The organism is Hydrogenophaga sp., from assembly GCF_030651625.1.
Classification (GTDB): Bacteria; Pseudomonadota; Gammaproteobacteria; order Burkholderiales; family Burkholderiaceae_C; genus Hydrogenophaga.
Genome location: NZ_JAUSCF010000030.1, coordinates 213,391 through 235,288, shown reverse-complemented (window position 1 = coordinate 235,288; position 21,898 = coordinate 213,391). Strand labels below are relative to the sequence as shown.

Sequence of the window (21,898 nt, the reverse complement as noted above, 5' to 3'; positions counted from 1 at the left end):
TAAGCGGTTTGCGGCCCGCTGGGAACTGCCGCGACCCTTCGCCGTGGGCCTGTGTGCGAACCACCTCAATCACAGCCGACGCGCGGGCTTCCCCAGCACCCACGCCATGGTGATGGGCAGCCTGTTCGGCTTCATGCTGCCATTCGGCCCGCTGGATCTGGACATCGCACTTGTGGGTTCCATTGCCCTGCTCACCGGCTGGGCAAGGGTTTATGCAGGCGCGCACTTTCCATCAGACGTGGCCGCAGGCCTCGGGCTGGGCGCTGTGTTGGGCCTGCTGGTGGCCTGGAGCACCTGAAGGCCCTCCCTCGCGTCAGTGGCGCAGGGGGGAGCACCAATGACTTTCCGGAGCGAAGTGCCTCGATCCAGGGCATCCGTGGAACCGGCTCCGCCGGGCCACAGGGTGCGTCCCCCCTCCAAGCGGCGAAGCCGCGCAAGAGAGAGGGGAAAGCCCCGTCAGCGGCGCAGGGGGTAGTACCAATGACTTTCCGGAGCGAAGTGCCTCGATCCAGGGCACCCGTGGAACCGGCTTCGCCGGGCCACAGGGTGCGTCCCCCCTCCAAGCGCCGAAGGCGCGCCAGAGAGGGGGGAAGCCGCGTCAGCGGCGCAGGGTGGATCATCGAATCACTCCACCACCCACACACACCTCGCCGTCGTACAGCACCGCACTCTGCCCGGGTGTCACAGCCCATTGCGGCTCGCTGAAGCTCAATGCGAAGCCGGTGTCCCCTTGTGCCTCAAAGGTACAGGGCGCATCGGTCTGGCGGTAGCGCGTCTTGGCCGCGAGCGTGCCTGCGGTGGGCGGCACGCCAGCCACCCAGCTCGCGTCCTGCGCCTGCAGGGTGGGCGACAGCAGCCAGGGATGGTCGTGGCCCTGCACCACCCACAGCGTGTTCTTCTCCATGTCCTTGCGCGCCACAAACCAGGGTTCGTGTTCGTTGCCGCCCTTCTGTGCACCCTTGGCACGGATGCCCCCGATGCCCAGGCCCTGGCGCTGTCCCAGGGTGTAGAAGCTCAGGCCCACGTGCTGGCCAATGGTGCGCCCGTTCGGCTCCTTGATGGGCCCCGGCTCCTTGCTGATGTAGCGGTTTAAAAACTCGCGGAACGGGCGCTCGCCGATGAAACAGATGCCGGTGCTGTCCTTCTTCTTGGCGTTGGGCAGACCGATTTCGGCGGCGATGCGGCGCACCTCCGTCTTGGGCAGTTCGCCCACGGGAAACAGCGTCTTGCTCAGCTGCGCCTGGTTCAGGCGGTGGAGGAAGTAGCTCTGGTCTTTCAGCGGATCCAGGCCCTTGAGCAGTTCGAAAGCGCCATTGCGCTCCCGCACCCGGGCGTAGTGGCCGGTGGCGATCTTCTCCGCCCCCAGGCGCATGGCGTGGTCCAGAAAAGCCTTGAACTTGATCTCGGCGTTGCACAGGATGTCCGGGTTGGGTGTGCGCCCGGCCTGGTATTCGCGCAGAAACTCGGCGAACACGCGGTCCTTGTACTCGGCTGCAAAGTTGACGTGTTCGATCTCGATGCCGATCACATCGGCCACGCTGGCGGCGTCCACGAAGTCGACGTTCGACGAACAGTATTCGCTGTCGTCGTCGTCCTCCCAGTTTTTCATGAAGATGCCGATGACCTCGTATCCCTGCTGCTTGAGCAGATGAGCACTCACGGCGGAGTCCACGCCCCCGCTCAATCCGACCACCACACGTTGCTTGTTCGCCATGGTCGCGATTATCCCAGTCGAGGCGCTTCCGGCTGCGCGGGGACACGGCCGGTGATGAGGGCCTCGTACTTTCCTTAAATATGTGATGGAGCAAGCCTCTGATTGCGGGCGATCTCCTTGCGATCCGGATCGACGGCCGTATTCTTGTCCAAGGAGATTGCCTCAGGCGAGGTCGTTGTGTTCGTGGGACTCCGTGAGCAGGTCTTCAACCGGACCTGTCAAATCCAGCCGGCGGATTTGAGCGCCGGGCGATAGGTGCGGCCAATCGGGATCTCAAGCCCGTTGGGCAACAGCACGACAAGCTTCTGACCGTCACGCTTGACCGCTTGTCGCGCCGAACTGGAGACCCACCAGGAACGGTGCACACGCTGCCCAAGCCCTTCCAACTCGCGCGCGGCGTCCTCCATCCGGCACAGGATCATCTCGCTGCCCGCACTGGTGTGGACCTTCAGATAGTGATCCTGCATTTCCAGGCACAGGAGCTCTCCAACCATTGGGCCGGGCAGCCTCGACTGAAAAAGTGACGGACCTTGGGGGGGCGTCTCGTCCTCATCGGCGCTATGTTGGCGTTGCACGGCCTGCTGCAGATCTGTGAGTACATAGACCGGAACCGAGATCGCCCCGAGAAGAAGCATGACCTGGCCATAGAGGGTGAGGATTGCCTCTGGCCAGCCGATGCCCGAGAGTCCATTCGCCAGCGTCACCACGCCCGTCGCCGGGATCGAAACCGCCGCCGCCCCCGCAAGTGGCACAACGACGCGGCGCAGGGGCAGGGTATCGGGCAACTGCCCGTCCACCCAGCGTACCGCGATATCGCAGAGGGTCCAGTTAAGCGCTACCACCGCCAGCCAGTAGGCGAGACGCGGTAGAAGGGATAGGAGTTCGAATGTGCCGAAAGGCCCGGTCAGGCCGAGCACCACCACCACGGCCAGCGGTATCGCCAGTCGCCTGCCAACGTCGTTCATCCGTTCACGCATCGCGAAGGGAACATAACACGAACTTCACGAATTTCCCCAGTCGTTTCCGAAGCTTGCGTTGCTGCATGCCGCAACCCTCTGCCATCCTTCCTAGCAGTACATGCAACACGGAGATCGCAAATGGCAGATGCCTTCACATTCATGCACATTCTGGCGGGAGTCACCGCACTCGGCGCGGCTGGCGCCGCTCTTGTCACAGTCAAGGGCGCAGCATGGCACCGCCGTGCGGGCCTGATCTACGTGCTCGCCATGTTGCTGGTGACGCTGACGACGCTCGCCCTCGTCCTGATGCGACCGAACCTGTTTTTGTTTGTGATCGGCATCTTCAGCTTCTACCTCGTCTTCACCGGCTGGCGCGCAGCTGCGCAGCGGGACGGGCGGCCGAGATTATGCGACCATCTGGCGGGGGCGACGATGGCGCTGACTGGGGTAGCCATGCTGGCTAAGGGCGCGTTGCAACTGTTCGCGACGGGTGGTGCGCAGCCGGTCATCCTGCTGGTCTTCGGCTCCATCGGGCTGAGTCTGGCCTTGTCGGACTGGCGCGACTGGCTTCGCGGACCGATCACTGGCAAGGCGCGCGTTGCCCGACATCTGACCCGGATGTTGGCCGGGACCATTGCCACCATCACGGCTGCGGTGGTGGTGAACCTGTCATTTCTGCCGCCTCTGATTGTCTGGCTGGGCCCGACCGTGCTGATCACACCGCTCATCATCTGGTGGAACGCGCGCGTGCTGCGCCCCGCCAATCCTGTTTGATGGAAGGAGGTTTCATGCTCGCAAATCGCATCTTTCGGATCGCCGGCTGGACCATTGGGGGACTCGCCATTGTGGTAATTGCCGGTTTCCTCTGGCTTCGGCAAAGCCCCTACTGGGCCGGGATCACCCTGTTTGCCGAACCGTACAGGGTAGAGAATTTTCGCGCCATGGACCGCGTATTTCCGTCCCGCAGCGTGCCGCGCTCCGGCCCAGTCTGGGCATTCGAACGTGATCCGCGTGCATTGCCGGCAACCTACACCTTCCGCGGCCAAGATCACGATCTGGCCGCATTTCTGGATCGCAGTGTGACAACGGGTCTGCTGGTCGTTCATCGAAACACAATCGTGCATGAGGCGTATCGCCTTGGCGCCAACGAGGCTTCGCTCTTCACCTCTTGGTCGATAGCGAAGTCCGTTTTATCAGCACTGATCGGAATCGCAATCGACGAGGGGCACATCGCCAGCATCCGCGACCCCATCGGCCGATATGTCCCGGCGCTGGCGGGGTCGGGCTATTTCGAGGTACCGATTGAAGACGCACTCACCATGTCCTCGGGGGTGGCGTTCGATGAGGATTACGACAACCCGTTTTCTGATATCAACATGCTGGTCTGGCGAGCAATGGCGCTGGGCCAACCCGTCGAGCAGACGCTCGCCAACTTGGGCCGGCTGCGTGATCCTGGCATCTTCAATGACTACATCAGTTCCGACAGCATGGCGCTGGGTCTGGTGCTGGAGGCCGCGACTGGGATGCCGGTCGCCGAGTACCTGGCCACGCGCCTCTGGGGCCCGATAGGCGCTGAGGCGGATGCGACCTGGAGCACCGATCGCACGGGGCGCGAATTCGCGCACTGCTGTCTAAACGCGACCCTGCGCGATTACGCCCGCTTCGGGCGGCTGTATCTGGCGGGGGGCATGCGGGACGGACGGCAGATCATTCCGGCCGACTGGATCTTGGCCTCGATCAACCCGACTGCGCCGCATTTACAACCGGGAGACAACCCCGCGTCCAGCTGGACCTTTGGCTACGGATACAAGTGGTGGATCCCTGAGGATCCGCAAGGTGATTTCACCGCTATAGGAGTCTGGGGCCAGTACATCTACATCGACCCCGCACGAGAGATGATCATCGTGAAAACCAGCGCAGACCCGCTCTTCGATGACAATGACCACGAAAGTATTGCCGCCTTTCGGGCCGTCGCGCGTGCGGTAGCGGGGAGATGACGCTGATGAGCGATCCCACCAAACCATGATCGCGAAGATGCGCAATCTGCGCCTGCTGGTACAAAGGCAAAGGCGATGGATTCCGCCCGATCACTCAATCTGCAGCAAAAGGGGTGACGCCTTGACTGGGACCAACAGGAAGGAGGTCGAGAGCGAAACTCTGGAAAGTCTGCTCCGGCTTGCTGAGCGCGCCGAGACGGCCGTTTTCTGGCCGATGTGGCCTCGGCAGCACCTCGCCGTGCCCGGTTTGATCGGGGGCACGGTTGCAGCGGCATTCCTTCTGGCTGTCTGGGCGGCGGCGGGCGGCGGGGGCTTCGGGGCGCTGCCGGCCGAAATCGTGGGAGAGGCGTTGTTCTTTTCCCTGTCGCTTGGGCTGATCATGGAACTGGCCGTATTGATCCCGCGATCTGCGCAGGGTGACCTGGATGTCCTGACCAGCGAACTGAAGATCGACGACGTTCTGCGACGGCGGCTGCGGACGGCCCTTGTCCGCTATCCTGCAGGTGATGTGGGGGTGAATGCAGTCGCTGGCACGATTCTAGGGGCCGTGCATGTTTCGCTGACCGAGCCTGGTTGGTCAGGCCTGGCAGGGGACCCCGTTGCCACTTTGCTTGCGATTGGCACGATGGCTCTGTGGGCGATGATGGCTCAGACCGGAAGCCTGCTGGTGGAAAATGCCCGGCTTTTCGCATGTCTCGGGCGCACAGCCGTGCGGGTGGAGATCCTTGCGCCAGACAGACTTCGTCCCTTCGCAACCGTGGCGCTGCGGCCGATGCTTCTGGTGATGGCTCTCCTGGCAGTTTATCCATTGATGCTGCTGGGCTCGGATCAGTTGGAAGCAACGACCGCGATCGGACCCGTTGCGACGACGTTGTTGGCATTGGCTGTAGTGTGGATGCCCTTGCGCGGCCTCGCCGGTCGCATTCGTGAGGTGCGTGCACAACGGCTCTCGCAACTCGACGCCGCGATCGCTGCGGCGACGCAGGCATCCGATGCTCACGGGGCCCCTTTGGATCCACTAAGGCTGGAAGCCCTTGTCGCACTGCGCGAGCGCGTTCGGTCCACGCCCTCCATCCCGATCGGGTTGGGGGGCATCGGGCACGGTCTGGTTTATCTCTCGTTACCGGTTGCAACCTGGGGCGGCAAGGGATTTGCAGAGGCGCTCCTTAACCGGCTGTGGTAGCGAATCCCGATGCTGAGGCGTCCCGGCGCGGGCACAGACTTCGATCCCACAGACAAAGACACCGTCTATTGCCGGGCATCGATTTTCGAGTGGATCAACACAAACATCACGCCATTACCCCGAGTGCTACGGCAACAAACAGGGGCCCGTTGTATGTGCCATGAATGAATACACAGGCGAGTGTGCTCTTGGTCCTGTCAAAGACATACGGAATGACAATCGTGATCGGAAGCAGCATGATCATCAGATCTAGGCCGAATGGCAGGTGGAATAGCCACCAAAGGCCGGCGCAAATAAGCCATCCATGCCGTGTAGACATTCTTTTTTGAATGTACCCGCGCCATAGGACTTCTTCACCCACAATATTGAAGAAGAACATGGGCAACCACACAAGCAGCAACAACCGTTCAATGCCCTGAAGCGGCGAGAGCTTCACAAACCATGGTTCTGTGGACAGTTCCCTGACACCGAACAGGGTATTTAGAGCGAATGAAGCGCCGAATATTAAGCCCGTCAGGACAAATACCAAGGCCAGTCCAGCAGCCGCGTATTTCCAGTCTCGGGTACTCATCGCCCGCATACCTAGACCCTCAAGAATCGCGGGAGCGGTACCTCGACCTTCCTTTCTCACTGCTATGACCGCAAAGGAAAAAATGGGCACAAAGAGAAAATACCCGGTGATGAACCAGTTCAGCACCGGGTTCCAGGAGAGTTTTGCCGAAAGGAACGGATGAAGGGTAATTGGAAGCAAGAAAAAGTACGCGGTGAAACCTGCGAAGACTACCGAAGCATGGCTAGCTGAGATGGACTTTTTCATGCTGTTTCCTTTTCTGCTGTGATTGTTCGCTCTGCCGCAGGCAATCCAGCAGGAATCTGCGCGTCCTTTCAGCTGCAAAGACACCCGTGGTGTGACCCCTTTCCAGAACCTTCACCTTGCCCGGCCGACAGCATTGTGTCTGGCGTTCGAATTCCACGATTTCGTCGTGGCCCATCCTGAGGGCCTTCAGGTTTGGCCGCATTCTTGCGGCGAAGGCGCTCAAGTAGTCAGGGTTCTTCGCAGGTCGTAAGGATTCTTTGCCCCAGTCGGACGTCGAATATCCGACCCCAGCGATCGGCCAGGTCGCCCAGACCGTGTGTGGGCTCATCACTTCGTCACCGACGGTTTCAATCGCTGCAGATCGGTCCGTCAGCAGCGCATGTCGAACGGCCGTCCGGCGGGCCAGACGAGATGTGGGCCGAGATCTGCGACAAGGCTCAAGAGCCGCCCCAAGCCAGTCCGGGGTGTACGACGCCTGAACACCACGTCAACGCAGGAAAAAAACATGGAAAGCTTGGGCGTCCCAGCAGGCTCAGCGTTGGCGTGGACCTGCTCAAATCTACGAAAGTTGCCGAGGCAGACATCACGCCCCCGTCAATTCGTTCCACGGGCGGTCGCCGTTGCCATCCCGCACCCGCGTCGGCAAGCCCATGCGGTCCATCAGTCTCAGGAAGGGCACAGGGTCCAGGTCTTCCACATTGACCATGGTGCGCGTGTCCCAGGTGCCATCGGCAATCAGCAGGGCTGCGGCCACTGGTGGCACCCCCGCGGTGTACGAGATGCCCTGGCTGCCCACCTCGGCATAAGCTTCGGCGTGGTCGGCCACGTTGTAGATGAAAACTTCGGCTTCCTTGCCGTCCCTGGTGCCTTTGACAAGGTCGCCGATGCAGGTCTTGCCGGTGTAGCCCGGCGCCAGGCTGGCCGGGTCGGGCAGCACGGCCTTCACCACCTTCAGCGGCACCACCTCCAGGCCTTCGGCCGTTTTCACCGGTTGCTCGGACAGCAGGCCCAGGTTGTTCAGTACGGTGAACACGTTGATGTAGTGCTCGCCAAAGCCCATCCAGAAGCGCAGATTGGCCTGCGGGTAGCGACTGGCCAGCGAGTGCAGTTCGTCGTGGCCGGTCAGGTAGGCCCTTTGCTTCCCCACCACCGGCAAGTCCCAGGACTTGCTGACCTCGAACATCTTGTTTTCTTTCCATCGGCCCTGCTGCCAGGACATCACCGTTCCGGTGAACTCGCGGAAGTTGACTTCGGGGTCGAAGTTGGTGGCGAACCAGCGGTCGTGGCGGCCCGCGTTGATGTCGATGATGTCGATGCTGTGGATGGTGTCCAGGAAGTGGTCTTCGGCCAGGCGCGCATAAGCGTTGACCACGCCGGGGTCAAAGCCCACGCCCAGCACGGCGGTCACGCCGGCTGCCTTGCACCGTTCGCGCCGCTTCCACTCGTGATTGGCGTACCAGGGCGGTGGCTCGCAGATCTTCAGCGGGTCTTCGTGGATGGCGGTGTCCATGTAGGCCGCGCCGGTGGCGATGCAGGCCTCCAGCACCGACATGTTGACGAAGGCACTGCCCAGATTGATGACGATCTGCGCACCGGTGCGGCGTATCAGCTCGGCCACCGCCGGCGTGTGCATGGCGTCGATGGTGTGGGCCTGCAGGATGCCGGGTTGCTTCAGGCTGCCCTTGGCTTGCACGGAGGCGATGATGGCCTCACATTTGGCGATCGTTCGCGAGGCGATGTGGATATCGCCCAGCACATCGTTGTTCTGGGCGCATTTGTGCGCCGCCACTTGAGCCACGCCACCGGCGCCGATGATGAGCACATTGCGCTTCATGTCGTCGAATTCCTTTCGTCGGAGGTGGTTGAACAAAAGCTGCGCCAGCCCGCCGCGAGGGCAGGGGGCAGCCACAATAAAAATCAGCGAACCGCTGGCCTTCGAGCGAACTGCGAGGCAAGCAGGGGAGCTATCCAGAGGCACCGTGGAACCGGCTTTGCCGGGCCACGGGTGCCGCCCCCCTTGCAGGGTGGTGACGCGAAGCGGCGCGGGGGGTGGCTCATGACAATGCGGACGCAAAGTCCGCATAGCCGAAGGCGCGTACAAGTCGCACTTCGCCATTGAGTTCGCGCACCGCAATGGCCGGCATCTGCACGCCGTTGAACCAGTTTTTCTTGACCATGGTGTAGGCGGCGGCGTCTTCGATGGACAGGCGGTCGCCTACCTTCAAGGGCTGCGCAAAACGGAACTCGCCGACGATGTCACCCGCCAGACATGACTTGCCGCACACCATCCATTCGTGCGGGCCCTGGTTGGGTTCGATGCGGCCGCTGTAGCGGTAGACCAGAAGGTCCAGCATGTGGGCCTCGATGGAGCTGTCCACAATGGCCAGGTCCTTGCCGTTGTGCAGGGTGTCGAGCACGCTCACTTCCAGCGTGGTGGAGTTGGCCACTGCGGCCTCGCCCGGCTCCAGATAGACCTGCACGCCGTATTCGTCGGCAAAGCGCTTGAGGCGCTCGGCAAACGCGGCCAGCGGGTAGTCCGGGTGGGTGAAGGCAATGCCGCCGCCCAGGCTGATCCAGTCCATACGGCGGATCAGGTGGCCGAAGCGCTGTTCGATGTGATCCAGCATCTCGCCGAAACGCTCCAGCCGGCCGTTCTCGCAGTTGTTGTGGAACATGAAGCCGCTGATGTCGCCAATCTCGTCCAGGGCGCGCTCGATGGCGGTCGGGTCGTGCTCACCCAGTCGCGAAAAGGGCCGCGCCGGGTCGGCCAGGTCGAAGCTCGATGAGCTCACACCGGGGTTCACGCGCAGGCCTCGCACCCTGGCTTTTGAGGCGGCATCAAAGCGGCGCAGTTGACCCAGGGTGTTGAAGATGATCTTGTCGCAGTGGTCCACCACTTCGCCGATCTCGTGATCGGCCCAGGCCACCGAATAGGCATGCGTTTCCCCGGCAAATTTCTCGCGCCCCAGCCGCACCTCAAACAGCGAAGAACTGGTGGTGCCGTCCATGTACTCGGCCATGAAGTCGAACACCGACCAGGTGGCAAAACATTTGAGCGCCAGCAGCGACTTCGCGCCCGAGGTCTGACGAAGCCAGGCCATTTTTTCCAGGTTGGGCAGCAGGCGGGACTTGTCGATGAGGTAGTGAGGTGTGGGGAGACGGGAGTCGGACATGTGCCCATTATCCCCACGCCCCTTTTGGGAGCACGCCTCCGCAAGGATTGCGGGAATGGGGCGTCACGAAAACGTCATTGACTTGACTTATTGTGGGCTTTCCCGGATTCTGCGCTCCTATAGCGCCGGTCCCGCCCAGACGCCAGGCCCGCCGGGCTTTCTTTGCTTCCATTCCCTGTCACACACTGCCGAAAGCGAGTCGCCAATGAAGCATTCCCTGACCCGAATTGTCCTAGCCACTCTGGTGGTTGCTGCGGGCGCCGCCCATGCGCAAGACAACAAAACGCTGCGCCTGCTGACCTGGGGCGGCTACGCGCCCAAGGATGTGATCGAGCAATTCACCAAGGAAACCGGCTTCAAGGTGGAGGTCACCACCTCCAACAACGAAGAAATGATCTCCAAGCTGCGCGCCACGGCCGGCGCGGGCTTTGATCTGGCCCAACCCAGCCAGGACCGCATCGCCGGACCGCAGACCGAATTCAAGATATACAAGGCCATGGACATGAGCAAGATCAAGACCGATCTGTTCATCCCCTCCATGCTCGAAGCCACCAAGAAAAACACCACCGTGGGCGGCGCCGTCTACGGCGTACCGCACATCTGGGGCACCGACGGCCTGGTGGTCAACACCAAAACCTCCAAGGCCACCGACTACGCCGATCTGTGTGCCGCCGAAAACGCCGGCAAGGTGAGCATGCGGCTGAAGCGCCCCACGCTGGTTGCCATGGCGTTTGCATCCGGCAAGGACCCGTTTGCGCTTTACAACGATCCCAAGGCCTACGGTGCCCTGATGGACGAAATGGGCAAGAAGCTGGCCGACTGCAAGCCCAATGTGAAGTTCTACTGGGACGGCAAGGACCAGTTGCTCGCCGGCATCCGTTCCGGTGAGCTCACCACCGCCATGATGTGGGACACCGGCGGCTGGGAGCTCAACAAGGCCAACCCTGATGTGAAGTTCGTGGCGCCGAAGTCCGGCGCGCTGGGCTGGGTCGACACCTTTGCCATTCCCGCCAAGGGCCGCAACGATGCTGCCGCCTACGCCTGGATCAACTTCAACATGCGTCCGGAAATCGCTGCCAAGGTGGCCGGCGCCGCCGGCAACTTCACCGCCTCCAAGGGTGCAGACCAGCTGATGGATGCAGGGTTGAAAAAGCAGTTCGCCGACAGCTTCCCCGAAGCGGCCTTGAACAACATCAAGTGGTACCCGGCCGTGCCCGCCGGCATTGAAGACATCGAAGGTCGTGTGCTCGACCGTGTGAAAGCCGCGAAGTAAGCGGCTGCGGTGCCGAACTCCGCCCCCGCTGCGTCCGGCGAACACGATCTGGAGGTGCTGTCCCTGCACAAACGCTTCGGAGCGTTTGTGGCGGTGCAGGACCTCAGCTTCAGCGTTCGCCGTGGTTCGTTTTTTTCCATCCTCGGCCCGTCCGGCTGTGGCAAGACCACGCTGCTGCGCATGATCGCGGGCTTCATCGCCCCGGACGGCGGTGACCTGCACATCAAGGGCGCGTCCATGCTGGGCGTGCCGCCCAACCGGCGCCCGGTCAACATGGTGTTCCAGCACCTGGCGCTGTTCCCCATGATGAGCGTGGGAGAGAACATCGCCTATGGCCTGGAGCGACGCGGTATCAAGAGCGCCGCCGCCAAGGCCAGGATGACCGACATGCTGCGGCGTGTGGGCCTTCCCGGCAGCGAAAGCAAGCGCATCGACCAGCTCTCGGGTGGGCAGAAGCAGCGCGTGGCCATCGCGCGTTCGCTGGTGCTGGAGCCTGCCTTGCTGCTGCTCGATGAACCGCTGGGTGCGCTCGATCTCAAGCTGCGCGAGCACATGAAGGTGGAGCTCAAGCAGTTGCAGGCCGAAGTCGGCACCACCTTCGTCTACATCACGCACGACCAGTCCGAAGCGCTGGTCATGTCCGACCAGGTGGCCGTCATGAACCACGGTCGCTTCGAGCAAGTCGGTAGCCCGCAGCACCTCTATTACCAGCCGGCCACCGCCTTTGTGGCGGGGTTTGTGGGCAACAACAACCGCTTTGAGGGCCGCATTGAAGCACGCAACGGTGAGCAGGTGCTGCTGCGCACCGCCAGCGGTCTGGGCCTGTGGGCAAAGCGCGTGGAATCGCTGGACGTGGGCGAGACGGCGGTGCTCTTCGTGCGCCCTGAAGCGATTGAGATAGGCCGCCAGGCGGGTGAGCTGCCCGCGGGGAACCCGGCGTTCAGCGCCACCGTGCAAAGCCTGCTGTTTGACGGCGGCAACTCCACCGTGCAGGTGCATGAAGTTACGTCCGGCACACCTTTGCACATTGCTTTGCCGCTCACAGGGCGGCTGGCTGATCTGCAGAACGGCGAGACGGTGCATTTCACCTACCGACCCGACCAGGCATGGTGTTTTCGCGTCTGATCTGGTCATGAGCGAGTCGACCCACCGCCGCTTCTTCCTCTGGGTGCTGCTCGCGCCCGCGCTGCTGTGGCTGCTGGGTCTGGTCATCCTGCCGCATGTGGAGCTGCTGGTGCTTTCGCTGCAGGCCCGGGTGGGGCCGGGTGAATACGGCTTCAGCCTGGACCAGTACCGCACCTTCGTGGACGAGCCGCTGTACTGGAACACCTTTGTGCGCACAGCCACGCTGTCGGTGCTGGCCACGGTGCTCACACTGCTGCTGGCCTTTCCGGCCGCCTGGTACATCGCCAAAGTGGCGCAGGGCCGCGCCAAGACCGTGCTGCTGGTGTTGTGCCTGTTGCCGTTCTGGGTCAGTGAAATGGTGCGCACCCTGGGCTGGCTGATCCTGCTGCGCGAAACCGGCGTGGTCTCCAGCGTGCTGCAGGCTGTGGGCCTGGCCGACCAGCCTGTGGAGCTGCTCTACCGCGACGCCACCATCCTGGTGGGCCTGGTGTACGCCTCGCTGCTGTTCATGGTGATTCCGCTGGTCAACAGCCTGGAGAGTCTGGACGACAGCATGATCGAAGCCGCCTACGACTTGGATGGCAGCACCGCCAACATCGTGCGCCGCATTGTCATCCCGCACGCCGCGCCCGGCATCGCCGCCGGCAGCATCGTGGTCTTCATGCTCTGCCTGGGCAACTACCTCACGCCCACGCTGCTGGGTGGCAAGAACTCGTTGTGGTTCACTGAGCAGATCTACACCCAGTTCATCACCCGCTTCAACTGGAACCAGGGCGCCGCCTTCGGTTTCCTGCTGTTGTTCCTGTCCAGTCTCCTCGTCTGGGCAGGTCTGAAATTGACTGGCCAGCGCTTCGGCGCTGTGATGAAGACGTGAGCCCCCACGTTCTCTTCGTTCTCTGCCCCCCGAGGGGGCGCTCAGAGCCCTTCGGGCGGCCGGGCGGGCACTGACCATGATCCCCAGCCTGCCTCGCCCCGCCTCGCAGCGCTTCGGCCTGGGCGCCTTCGTGGTCGGGTTCTTTGTGTTCCTGTTCGTGCCGTTGCTGGTGGTGGCCGTGTTCGCGTTCAACGACGCGGCTTATCCCACGCCGCCGTGGATGGGCTTCACGCTTGACTGGTTTGTGGCCGACAGCGATACCCGCACCGGCCTGCTGGCCGACGGCGAACTGATCAGAAGCCTGGGCACCAGCGCCTGGGTAGCCCTGTGGGTCACGGTGTTGTCGGTGGGTGTGGGCACCTGCAACGCCTTCCTGCTGGAACGCTTCGAGTTTCCCGGCAAGAACGCGATTGCGTTGCTGACCATGCTGCCGCTGGTGATTCCGGGCGTGATCCTGGGCATCTCCATCCTCGCCTTCGCCAGCCGCATCGCCAACTTTGCCGACGAAACCTGGGGGCTGGAGCTGGACTTCCTGCGCCCTGGGTTGCCACTGGTGATCCTGGGGCAGTTCTGCTACATCGTCACCATTGCCACGCTCACCATTTCGGCCAGCCTGCGTCGCTTCGACCGCACGCTCGAAGAAGCCGCCTACAACCTGGGTGCCAGCCGGCTCGCGGTGCTGTGGACCATCACGTTGCCCTACCTGCGCCCGAGCATGATTGGCGCAGCCGCCATGGCGTTCCTGATGTCGTTCGAGAACTTCAACACCACGCTGATGCTGGTGGGCTCCGATCCGCCGCTGACGGTGCTCATGTACAGCCGCATGCGCGAAGGCGCCACGCCGGTGCTCAATGCCATCAGCCTGTTCCTCATGATCGCATCGGCGCTGCTGGCGCTGATGCTGCTCTGGCGAAAACCTGCGACACAGCCATGACAGCAACTGCTAAGGTCTGAATCTTGCAACACGCTCACACCATCGGCCCACGGCGCTACGTCTTTGACGACCTGCGCGCGCTGATGGCGCGCGCTTCGCCGCTGCGCTCGGGTGATCAGCTCGCTGGTGTGGCCGCGGCTGACAGCCAGGAGCGTGTGGCGGCCCAGATGGCCCTGGCCGACCTGCCGCTGGCGCATTTCCTGAACGAGACTGTGGTGCCCTATGAGGCCGACGAGGTGACCCGCCTCATCGTGGACACCCACGACCGCGCGGCTTTTGCGCCGGTGTCGCACCTGACCGTGGGCGACTTCCGCAACTGGCTGCTCGGTGACGAAGCCGACACCGCGACACTGACGTCGCTGGCCCCCGGCCTCACACCCGAAATGGTGGCCGCAGTGAGCAAGCTCTGCAGGGTTCAGGATCTGGCACTGATCGCACGCAAGTGCACCGTGGTCACGCGTTTTCGCGGCACCATCGGGCTGCCGGGCCGGCTGGCCACACGCCTGCAACCCAACCACCCCACCGACGACATGGCCGGCATCGCCGCCAGCCTGATCGATGGCCTGCTCATGGGCAGTGGCGATGCGGTGATCGGCATCAACCCCGCCACCGACAACGTGCCGCAGGTCCAGCGCCTGCTGCACATGCTCGATGAGGTGATCACCCGCTACGCAATGCCCACGCAAAGCTGTGTGCTCACACACGTGACCAACACGCTGCAGGCCATGGAACGGGGTGCGCCGGTCGATCTGGTTTTCCAGTCGATTGGCGGCACCGAGGCCACCAACCGCAGTTTCGGCATCGACCTCGCGCTGCTGGCTGAGGCGCGCGCAGCGGCACTTGCGCAGCGGCGTGGCGCGGTTTTTGACGACGGGCAGCGCGGCGAGCACGTGATGTATTTCGAGACTGGCCAGGGCAGCGCCTTGTCGGCCAATGCCCACCATGGCTGCGACCAGCAGACCATTGAAGCCCGCGCCTACGCGGTGGCGCGGCACTTCCAGCCGCTGCTGGTCAACACGGTGGTGGGCTTCATTGGCCCTGAATACCTTTTCAATGGCAAGCAGATCCTGCGTGCCGGACTGGAAGACCACTTTTGCGGCAAGCTGCTGGGCGTGCCCATGGGTTGCGATGTCTGCTACACCAACCACGCCGAGGCAGACAGCGACGACATGGACGCGCTGCTGACCGTGCTGTGCACGGCCGGGGTCAGCTTCATCATGGGTGTGCCGGGGGCGGACGACATCATGCTCAACTACCAGAGCACCTCGTTCCACGACGCGCTGGCCATGCGTCTGCTGCTCGGCCTTCGGCCCGCACCGGAGTTTGAAGCCTGGTTGCAACGCATGGGTGTGACCGAGCCAGGAGAGGGCATGCGCCTGGTGCCTGCGTTGCCGGATGCCTTTGCACCAGCCATTGCCCGCCTGGAGGCGTCATGAACAAGGTGCCCACGGCGACCGTCACGCCCGCGCTGTGGCGCGGACTTCGGCGCTTCACCGACGCGCGCATCGCTCTGGGACGTGCCGGTGTCAGTCAGCCCACGGCCGCGCACCTGGCATTCCAGTTGGCCCATGCACAGGCACGCGATGCGGTGCACCTGCCTTTCGACCCGACCCAACTCACAGAACCCCTGCACGCGCTCGGTCTGCAGGCGCTTCAATTGCACAGTGCCGCACCCGACCGAATCACCTACCTGCAACGACCCGACCTGGGGCGCCGGCTGGATGCCGGCTCGGTGCAGACCCTGCAGAACTGGCAACAAGACCAAGGGACAGACACACCACCTGACCTCGCCTTTGTGATCGCCGATGGTCTTTCGGCCCATGCCGCCATGCAGCACGCCCTGCCGCTGATGACAAACCTCGTGAAGCGACTCCGGGAGGACGATACACACCGCTGGACGCTGGCGCCGGTGGCGCTGGTCGAGCAGGGCCGCGTGGCCATTGGCGACGAGATCGGTGCTTTGCTGCACGCACGCACCGTGGTGGTGTTGATCGGGGAGCGCCCGGGGCTGAGCTCGCCGGACAGCCTGGGCATCTACTTCACATGGGCACCGCGTGTGGGCCTGAGCGATGCGCAGCGCAACTGCATCTCCAACGTGCGCGACGCGGGCCTGCCACCCGAGCGGGCGGCAGGCAAACTGATGGCGCTGTTGCGGCAGGCCCGCCTGCGCCAGATCACGGGCATCGCCCTGAAAGACGAGGTGGATGAGCGGCTGGACCCGCCACTCTCAGGGCCGCAGAGGCTGCGGCCCTGAAGGATCCCGGGCGGGGCGGACGCGCTGGTGGTCCGCTGCGGCCCGATCTGTTGCCGGCGGTTCGCCGCGACGCTCAGGTCGCCTTGCGGCTCAGGAATGCCATGACCAGCAGCCCCAGCGAAATCACGGCCAGAGCAATCAGGGTGATGTTGGGCACGTAGTAGGTGGTGTACACCTCCCATCCCAAGATGCGTAGCAGGTCAGAGACCTCGGTGTAGATGCCCACGAGGTGGCCGCCCAGGGTGCCGGTGATGCCCAGCAGGGCGCTGCCCAGGAAAGCCAGTACGGCCATGACCCAGCGCGATGTGCCCTGCCACACGCTCTCGCCCCGGCGCCACCGCACGAACAGGATCATGGCCCAGTAGGCCACGGTCCAGCTGGCGAGCAGCACATGGTTGCGACCCAGGGCCGACGCGGAGATCGTTTCCCAGGGCCACACCATCAGGCCGATGGCAAACGCAATGACACCGAACACCAGGCTCGCGCTGAGCAGGGGAACGAGTGCGTGATCAACGGCTCTGGCCAGCGGGCCATCAGAGAACACCCGCAGGAAGATCGCCAGTGTGGCGGTCATCCAAAGCGCGATCGGAAAGTGAACCATCACGACGTGATAAGCATCCATGATCAGACTCCTGTGGTGCGCTTGAGCGACTGGTTGAGGGCAAAGCCGAATGCCGCGATCAGCACGAGGCCGGCGAGCAGTGTCCAGCGCCACTGGTTGTAGATCTCGCTCGCGAACTCGGCTTCGACGCCGTAGTGCTTGAGCTGGTCCACGCTGTGGTGCGTGGTCACAGGCTGTCCCTGTTTGATGTACTTCGCGCCAGCGTGCTGGGTGCTGTTGAGGTGCGGCCAACTCACCTGGCCGGGGTAGAAGAGTTCGACCGTTGTCCACTTTTCGCCCCAGGTGGGAGCGGCCTCATCAAATTTCTGCGCCACGATGTTGGCGTCCCGGCTCAGACCCAGTGAGTAGGGCAGTGACACATAGTGCCATCGTCCACCCGTGGCATTGCGGTGGATGGAGAAAGCCACCGCATAGGCGCCCTGGTCTTTCAGGATCTTGTCGTCCAGCGGATGGCCGGTGTCGAGCTTGCGCGTGAGCGTCACGTCCCAGAAGCCATCGGTCCAGAGCCCTTTGCCTTGCACGGCAATGTCGGCCGTCGATTCCTCGGGTGTGCGCAGGATGCGCCTTGGCAGGGTATCGCCGTTCTGCCAGCCGGCGGCGGGGTCAAAAGGGACCGCCTCGCCGTCGCGCAGAAAGTAGGTGCTGTCCTGTGACAGCTTGCCGTTCGCCACATCGTCCCATTTCAGGGACCTGTAGCCCGTGGCGGTGCTGTTGAACATCAGCCTGGGCTGCTTGAGTTCGCCGTCCCAGTTGGAGGTTGCGCTGCTCTTGCCCGCGTCGCCCATCCGGGCTTCGGCGACCAGTTGGTCGTCTGACATGTTGATCGGGTTGGATCGATGGCCGCGCCAGTGCCACAAGTCCAGGAAATAGCCGGCGGCCCGTTGCGCCTTCAAGGTTTCTTCAGGCTGAACGCTGGCCCAGTCATTGATGTCGGTGCGCGTCTGCGGCAGGTGCTTGCCCACTTCGTCCTGCTTGAGTTTCTTGCCGAGGTAGGGGTGTGCCTGTACCTCATCGCTGGAAGCGTGCTTGGTGAAGGTGGCGATGCCCGCGCCAATGGCCAGATAGCCGCCATAGCGCGCGAACTCGGGCACGCTGCCATCGTCCAGCATCATGGCCACCCGGTCCTCGTGCAGTCCGTCAGGCTCGGAGCCCGGTACGGCCTTGCCTTTGGTGACCCATTTGCCGTCCTCATAGGTGAGCACATCGTGAAAGATGCCTGGCTTCTCGGCCGGCCACCGGTAGCGGAAGAACATGTCGGTACCGTTGTAGGCGGCCTGCACCTGCAAGGGCACGGTCAACTGCTTGGGGATGCTGATGTTGCGCTTGGGGTCGTCGCGGATGACACCGGTGCCGTGTGTGAACCAGGAGAGCAGCAAGGCCCCCCCGAACAGCGCCACGGCGGCCAGCAGCCCACCTTGGGCGGTGGTTTTATTCATGGGGGTCTCCTGTTTTGATGAGCGTCCAGCGTAGGCTTCACAGGAATCGACCGGTTGACATATGTCAACCATCGCTACGCAGGGCGGCACGGCGCCATCAATTGAGTAAGAACTTTGAAAGCAATCCATCCATTTAAGGTTGGCTTAACAATTGAATGGGGAACCCGCAAGGCTTTGTTGCTTTCCTGTGCGGGACACGCACCCGAAACGCAGACACTTTCGCGTGGCACACTGCCCCCATGTCCCGGGTCGACCCTTCGCAAGTGGAGTTCACCGCCATCCGCGCACAGGGCGCGGGCGGACAGAACGTCAACAAGGTGTCCAACGCGGTGCACCTCCGGTTTGCCGTGCACGCGTCTTCACTGCCGGAGGCCGTGAAGGAACGTCTGCTGGCCCTGAGCGACAAACGCATCACCACCGAAGGGGTGGTGGTGATCAAGGCCCAGACGAGTCGCAGCCTGGAGCAGAACAAGGCCGAGGCGCTGGACCGGCTTCAGGCGCTGGTGGACAGCGTGGCCACATTGCCCAAGGCGCGCAAACCCACCAGGCCCACGTTTGGCTCGAAGCAGCGCCGTCTGGAAGGCAAGGCCACGCGATCGACGGTCAAGCAGCTGCGCGGCCGGGTGCGCAGCATCGACTGAACCTGTTTTCTGTTCGCTTAAGGTTTTTTTACGATTCCTTTAAGCGCTATTTAGCAGCGCGCCTCGCGCGCGATTTCTAGACTTGTTTTCCATGACACGCGGCACATGGGGTGCTGCGGTCATCACAAGTCAAACCGGGCGCCGCCCGGCAAAGGAATCCACATGCAATCCCATGCGATCGAAATGAACCACCTGGCCGCTGCCGCCCGCACCGGCCTTGGCCGCTTCAATCTGTACGCAGGCATCCACAAGGCCTTGCGCGCCTTCATGGCCGACACGCTGATCGCGGTTGGCCGCGCCGACCCCACAGACGACGCCGACGTGAAGCACGCCATGGCCCGGGTGGAAGAACTCCTGGCCCTGTGCGCCAGCCATGTCGCCCACGAAAACGAATTCGCGCATCCGGCACTCGATGCCCGCTGCCCCGGCGTCTCCCAGCCGGTGGCCGAGGACCACGAAGCGCACCTCCGACACATCGCCCACCTCGGTGATGCGGCCCGGACCTTGCTCACCCTGGAGGCCGGTGAGCGTGAGTCTGCGCTGCAGGCGCTCTACCTGGCGCTGGCTCTGTTCGTGGCAGACAACTTCCAGCATATGCACGTCGAAGAAACGGTGCACAACACCGCGCTCTGGGCCGCCTACACCGATGCCGAACTGATCGCCGTCCACGACGCCCTGCTGGCCACGGTGCCACCGCCCGAAATGATGCTGGTGATGCGCTGGATGCTGCCGCAACTGAACGCGCCCGAGCGCCTGGGGGTGATGCAGGGCATGCGCGCGGGCGCGCCTGCGCCGGTGTTTGAGGGGCTGCTGACCGGTGTGAAGGGGCAACTGAATGTGCGCGAATGGGCCAAGCTGGCCTACGGGCTGGGGCTTTCCCCCGAGCCGGGCCTGGTGGAAGGCTGACCCGGCATTCCGGCGCCCGCTTCAGCCGTCCACGTCTTCCAGCTCGACCGGCCCGCTCGCTTCAAAGCGGAAGCAGCCGCGCCCGGTCTTCAGGATGTGCAGTTGCGGGCACTGCTCGATCAGCCGCCGGTGCAGCAGCAGCAAGCGGGCTTCGAGGTTGTCGGCCACGTCGGGCAGGCGCAAGGACTTGTCCAGCCGCAGCTCGCGGTTGGTGAAGTCACGCCGACCCTGTTGACCATCGCGCAGCAGCTTCCAGAGGATGGCGCCGGCCACGCCCTTGATCAGGTAGCTGTTGTTGATGAACACGCTGTCGTTGCTGCGGTAGTGGCGCACACGCAGCGCCGGTCCCGCCAACACCGTTGGTGCACTGGCCGCTGCGGGTTCCGCCTTGCCGTCGGTGCAGGGTGTTTCGGCCTCGTGCATCAGGTCGATGGCCGCGCCCAGCTGGCCACCCAGCGAGACCAGCAGGTCTTCGTCCTCGTAGCTGAACTGCATGTCCAGCGGACTCTCGACAAACAGCACGCCCACCACCCGCCCGGCCGACTGCAGCGGCACCGCCATCTGGCTGTGCGGCGCGTGCAGGCCGGGGTAAGGGATGTCGGTGTGGTGCGGGTGTGCGTCGCCCAGGCTGTTGCGCATGGCGCAGCTGTAGAGGTAGGCGCTGGTCATGTGCATGATGCGCACCGGCGTGCGTTCGCGTGCCGCCACGCCGATCACGCCATCGCCCAGCGCGATCTCCGATCCCACGCCCGAGGTCTCGTAGCCCCGGCTGGCCAGGGTGTAGAGGCGCTGCGTGGCGTTGTCGAGGATCAGCACCATGGCGTGGCGCACCGCAAGACCCTGCTCCAGGGTGTCCAGCGTGGCTTCAAGCAGCGTGTCCAGGGTGTTGGCGCTTGATAGGCGTGCACTGCCACGGCGCAACACGGCAAGAAAGTTGGGTCTGGACGGTGGCGCCGGCAGGGCCTCGGGCAACGGCTCCTGCGGCAGGCGTTCGACCTCGATCACTTCGTGGATGTCCGACCCGCGGAGGCGGAACACGTCGGCCATGCCGGTGTGCGATGCGATGCCCGCCAGCTGGGCCTTCATGCTCTCGAACACCGGCCCCGATTCTTCGGTGCGCAGGTAGCGCAGCTGCAGCCGGTAGAACACCGCATTGAGCGGGTTCAGCAGCAGCAGCGTGGAACGCGGGTTGGCCAGCAGGTTCTGTCGCGTCTTGTTGAAGAACTGGAACGACAGCGACACATGGCCTTCGTCCACGTAGTACACCTGCGAGATGTAGGCCACGTTGGGTGTGCCGTCGGCCGCGCAGGTGGCCATCATGGCCGGGATGGCACCCTCCAGGCAGGGTCGCACCTCGTTCAGATCCACCACGGGCTGCGCATGGGCGGTCGTCATGTGGTTGCCGTGATGGGTTGGCCCGCCTTGGGACCGGGCGTCTGGTCGAAGGCCACTTCGGGCACGAACTCGACGGCCACCAGATCGTCCAGCCGGTAAGCCAGCATGGCGCGCGCGTAAACGGCAGCAAAACCAATGCTCGTGAGTTCGCGCTCCATGCCCTGCAGACAGCGCCCGAGTGCGGGTACGTCGTCCTCGGTGGCTTCCCGTAACCGAGCGGTGCGGGTCTTGAGCTGCACGGTGCGGTGGGTGCTGGGCTGGCTGAACACGGCGGCCAGCCGGCCGCTTCGGGCCACGTCCTTCAGCAACTGGGCCGACTGACTGCGGCACAGGTAGACAGTGAAGCGGCGCCCTTCATCGTCGGTCCGGCTGCCCACTGCGCGCATCACGCTGGGCGTGAGGTCGTGACCGCACGAGCTGACGATCACCGACACGCCACGTTCGATCATGGCAAGGTGATCCGGTGTCAGCAGCGGTCGGGTGGTGGACGTTTCCACAGTGTGCAAAGCCAGGTTCAAACACGCCCAGCATGATAGCCAGCCGTCTGCAGGAAGCAAAGCGGGCTCGCGTGCGCCGGGAGAGTTGATGGCGACCG

At 63.5% G+C, this 21,898-nt stretch carries 21 protein-coding genes; 12 read left to right on the top strand and 9 right to left on the bottom strand.

Features of this window, described 5'->3' with window-relative positions; genetic code table 11:
• Positions 1-298, top strand: a 298-nt coding sequence (locus Q7V46_RS14685; protein ID WP_304914298.1) for a phosphatase PAP2 family protein, incomplete at its 5' end; no start/stop codon positions are given.
• 318 nt (positions 299-616) lie between these two features.
• On the opposite strand, the gene mnmA is transcribed toward Q7V46_RS14685, so the two are convergent.
• Together mnmA and Q7V46_RS14675 are read right to left on the bottom strand one after the other, a co-directional pair.
• Entirely contained in the window at positions 617-1,714 is a 1,098-nt protein-coding gene (gene mnmA, locus Q7V46_RS14680) for a tRNA 2-thiouridine(34) synthase MnmA (RefSeq protein WP_304914297.1), read from the bottom strand.
• A gap of 218 nt (positions 1,715-1,932) precedes the next feature.
• Positions 1,933-2,679, bottom strand: a complete 747-nt coding sequence (locus tag Q7V46_RS14675; protein ID WP_304914296.1) for a LytTR family DNA-binding domain-containing protein — start codon at positions 2,677-2,679, stop codon at positions 1,933-1,935.
• Positions 2,680-2,811: 132 nt separating this feature from the next.
• Between Q7V46_RS14675 and Q7V46_RS14670 the strand changes: the two genes are divergently transcribed.
• From Q7V46_RS14670 to Q7V46_RS14660, 3 genes are read left to right on the top strand one after another with little or no spacing between them, the layout of a single operon-like run.
• Entirely contained in the window at positions 2,812-3,447 is a 636-nt protein-coding gene (locus tag Q7V46_RS14670) for a hypothetical protein (RefSeq protein ID WP_304914295.1), read from the top strand.
• A 14-nt stretch (positions 3,448-3,461) separates the two neighbouring features.
• Positions 3,462-4,670, top strand: coding sequence for a serine hydrolase (locus Q7V46_RS14665; protein ID WP_304914294.1), 1,209 nt, complete (start codon positions 3,462-3,464; stop codon positions 4,668-4,670).
• A gap of 25 nt (positions 4,671-4,695) precedes the next feature.
• A complete protein-coding gene (locus Q7V46_RS14660; protein ID WP_304914293.1) occupies positions 4,696-5,853 on the top strand; it encodes a hypothetical protein in 1,158 nt (385 codons plus the stop codon).
• Between the two features lie 106 nt (positions 5,854-5,959).
• Here Q7V46_RS14660 and Q7V46_RS14655 read toward each other — a convergent pair whose 3' ends face one another.
• The 3 genes from Q7V46_RS14655 to Q7V46_RS14645 all read right to left on the bottom strand — a co-directional run bounded on the left by Q7V46_RS14655 (position 5,960) and on the right by Q7V46_RS14645 (position 9,843).
• Complete coding sequence (locus tag Q7V46_RS14655; RefSeq protein WP_304914292.1) at positions 5,960-6,670, bottom strand: CPBP family intramembrane glutamic endopeptidase; 711 nt, start codon at positions 6,668-6,670, stop codon at positions 5,960-5,962.
• A 583-nt stretch (positions 6,671-7,253) separates the two neighbouring features.
• The gene (locus Q7V46_RS14650; protein ID WP_304914291.1) at positions 7,254-8,504 is read right to left on the bottom strand and encodes a saccharopine dehydrogenase family protein; all 1,251 of its coding nucleotides are present in this window, start codon (positions 8,502-8,504) and stop codon (positions 7,254-7,256) included.
• Between the two features lie 220 nt (positions 8,505-8,724).
• Positions 8,725-9,843 (bottom strand): carboxynorspermidine decarboxylase, encoded by a 1,119-nt coding sequence (locus tag Q7V46_RS14645; protein WP_304914290.1) that lies wholly within the window; start codon positions 9,841-9,843, stop codon positions 8,725-8,727.
• A gap of 205 nt (positions 9,844-10,048) precedes the next feature.
• On the opposite strand from Q7V46_RS14645, the gene Q7V46_RS14640 reads away from it, so the two are divergent.
• From Q7V46_RS14640 to eutC, 6 genes are all read left to right on the top strand, one after another.
• A complete protein-coding gene (locus tag Q7V46_RS14640; RefSeq protein ID WP_304914289.1) occupies positions 10,049-11,116 on the top strand; it encodes an extracellular solute-binding protein in 1,068 nt (355 codons plus the stop codon).
• Positions 11,117-11,125: 9 nt separating this feature from the next.
• A complete protein-coding gene (locus tag Q7V46_RS14635) occupies positions 11,126-12,241 on the top strand; it encodes an ABC transporter ATP-binding protein (protein WP_304914288.1) in 1,116 nt (371 codons plus the stop codon).
• A gap of 7 nt (positions 12,242-12,248) precedes the next feature.
• Complete coding sequence (locus Q7V46_RS14630; RefSeq protein ID WP_304914287.1) at positions 12,249-13,115, top strand: ABC transporter permease; 867 nt, start codon at positions 12,249-12,251, stop codon at positions 13,113-13,115.
• A 76-nt stretch (positions 13,116-13,191) separates the two neighbouring features.
• Complete coding sequence (locus tag Q7V46_RS14625; protein WP_304914286.1) at positions 13,192-14,049, top strand: ABC transporter permease; 858 nt, start codon at positions 13,192-13,194, stop codon at positions 14,047-14,049.
• Between the two features lie 23 nt (positions 14,050-14,072).
• Positions 14,073-15,485: an ethanolamine ammonia-lyase subunit EutB gene (locus Q7V46_RS14620; RefSeq protein ID WP_370690349.1), complete on the top strand. Its 1,413-nt coding sequence runs from the start codon at positions 14,073-14,075 to the stop codon at positions 15,483-15,485.
• Positions 15,482-16,303 (top strand): ethanolamine ammonia-lyase subunit EutC, encoded by an 822-nt coding sequence (eutC, locus tag Q7V46_RS14615; RefSeq protein WP_304914285.1) that lies wholly within the window; start codon positions 15,482-15,484, stop codon positions 16,301-16,303. Before Q7V46_RS14620 ends, eutC begins: the two co-directional genes overlap by 4 nt.
• Before the next feature lie 73 nt (positions 16,304-16,376).
• Here the strand turns inward: eutC and Q7V46_RS14610 are convergent, their stop codons facing one another.
• Together Q7V46_RS14610 and Q7V46_RS14605 are read right to left on the bottom strand one after the other, a co-directional pair.
• Positions 16,377-16,925 carry a hypothetical protein gene (locus Q7V46_RS14610; protein ID WP_304914284.1) on the bottom strand — a complete coding sequence of 183 codons (549 nt, stop codon included), beginning with the start codon at positions 16,923-16,925 and terminating at the stop codon, positions 16,377-16,379.
• A 2-nt stretch (positions 16,926-16,927) separates the two neighbouring features.
• On the bottom strand, positions 16,928-18,361 hold the full coding sequence (locus Q7V46_RS14605) for an ethylbenzene dehydrogenase-related protein (RefSeq protein ID WP_304914283.1): 1,434 nt from the start codon (positions 18,359-18,361) through the stop codon (positions 16,928-16,930).
• A gap of 239 nt (positions 18,362-18,600) precedes the next feature.
• Between Q7V46_RS14605 and arfB the strand changes: the two genes are divergently transcribed.
• Complete coding sequence (gene arfB / locus Q7V46_RS14600) at positions 18,601-19,002, top strand: alternative ribosome rescue aminoacyl-tRNA hydrolase ArfB (protein WP_304914282.1); 402 nt, start codon at positions 18,601-18,603, stop codon at positions 19,000-19,002.
• 162 nt (positions 19,003-19,164) lie between these two features.
• Positions 19,165-19,908 carry a hemerythrin domain-containing protein gene (locus Q7V46_RS14595; RefSeq protein WP_304914281.1) on the top strand — a complete coding sequence of 248 codons (744 nt, stop codon included), beginning with the start codon at positions 19,165-19,167 and terminating at the stop codon, positions 19,906-19,908.
• Between the two features lie 21 nt (positions 19,909-19,929).
• Here Q7V46_RS14595 and Q7V46_RS14590 read toward each other — a convergent pair whose 3' ends face one another.
• Both Q7V46_RS14590 and Q7V46_RS14585 read right to left on the bottom strand, forming a co-directional pair.
• The gene (locus Q7V46_RS14590) at positions 19,930-21,303 is read right to left on the bottom strand and encodes a GAF domain-containing protein (RefSeq protein WP_304914280.1); all 1,374 of its coding nucleotides are present in this window, start codon (positions 21,301-21,303) and stop codon (positions 19,930-19,932) included.
• Positions 21,300-21,800 carry a hypothetical protein gene (locus tag Q7V46_RS14585; protein ID WP_304914279.1) on the bottom strand — a complete coding sequence of 167 codons (501 nt, stop codon included), beginning with the start codon at positions 21,798-21,800 and terminating at the stop codon, positions 21,300-21,302. Before Q7V46_RS14585 ends, Q7V46_RS14590 begins: the two co-directional genes overlap by 4 nt.
• Positions 21,801-21,898 lie beyond the last annotated feature (98 nt).

Coding starts and splice junctions, on each gene's coding strand:
- mnmA (WP_304914297.1), bottom strand. CDS start 1,714: ATGGCGAACAAGCAACGTGTGGTGGTCGGATTGAGCGGGGGCGTGGAC.
- Q7V46_RS14675 (WP_304914296.1), bottom strand. CDS start 2,679: ATGAACGACGTTGGCAGGCGACTGGCGATACCGCTGGCCGTGGTGGTG.
- Q7V46_RS14670 (WP_304914295.1), top strand. CDS start 2,812: ATGGCAGATGCCTTCACATTCATGCACATTCTGGCGGGAGTCACCGCA.
- Q7V46_RS14665 (WP_304914294.1), top strand. CDS start 3,462: ATGCTCGCAAATCGCATCTTTCGGATCGCCGGCTGGACCATTGGGGGA.
- Q7V46_RS14660 (WP_304914293.1), top strand. CDS start 4,696: ATGATCGCGAAGATGCGCAATCTGCGCCTGCTGGTACAAAGGCAAAGG.
- Q7V46_RS14655 (WP_304914292.1), bottom strand. CDS start 6,670: ATGAAAAAGTCCATCTCAGCTAGCCATGCTTCGGTAGTCTTCGCAGGT.
- Q7V46_RS14650 (WP_304914291.1), bottom strand. CDS start 8,504: ATGAAGCGCAATGTGCTCATCATCGGCGCCGGTGGCGTGGCTCAAGTG.
- Q7V46_RS14645 (WP_304914290.1), bottom strand. CDS start 9,843: ATGTCCGACTCCCGTCTCCCCACACCTCACTACCTCATCGACAAGTCC.
- Q7V46_RS14640 (WP_304914289.1), top strand. CDS start 10,049: ATGAAGCATTCCCTGACCCGAATTGTCCTAGCCACTCTGGTGGTTGCT.
- Q7V46_RS14630 (WP_304914287.1), top strand. CDS start 12,249: ATGAGCGAGTCGACCCACCGCCGCTTCTTCCTCTGGGTGCTGCTCGCG.
- Q7V46_RS14625 (WP_304914286.1), top strand. CDS start 13,192: ATGATCCCCAGCCTGCCTCGCCCCGCCTCGCAGCGCTTCGGCCTGGGC.
- eutC (WP_304914285.1), top strand. CDS start 15,482: ATGAACAAGGTGCCCACGGCGACCGTCACGCCCGCGCTGTGGCGCGGA.
- Q7V46_RS14610 (WP_304914284.1), bottom strand. CDS start 16,925: ATGGATGCTTATCACGTCGTGATGGTTCACTTTCCGATCGCGCTTTGG.
- Q7V46_RS14605 (WP_304914283.1), bottom strand. CDS start 18,361: ATGAATAAAACCACCGCCCAAGGTGGGCTGCTGGCCGCCGTGGCGCTG.
- arfB (WP_304914282.1), top strand. CDS start 18,601: ATGTCCCGGGTCGACCCTTCGCAAGTGGAGTTCACCGCCATCCGCGCA.
- Q7V46_RS14595 (WP_304914281.1), top strand. CDS start 19,165: ATGCAATCCCATGCGATCGAAATGAACCACCTGGCCGCTGCCGCCCGC.
- Q7V46_RS14590 (WP_304914280.1), bottom strand. CDS start 21,303: ATGACGACCGCCCATGCGCAGCCCGTGGTGGATCTGAACGAGGTGCGA.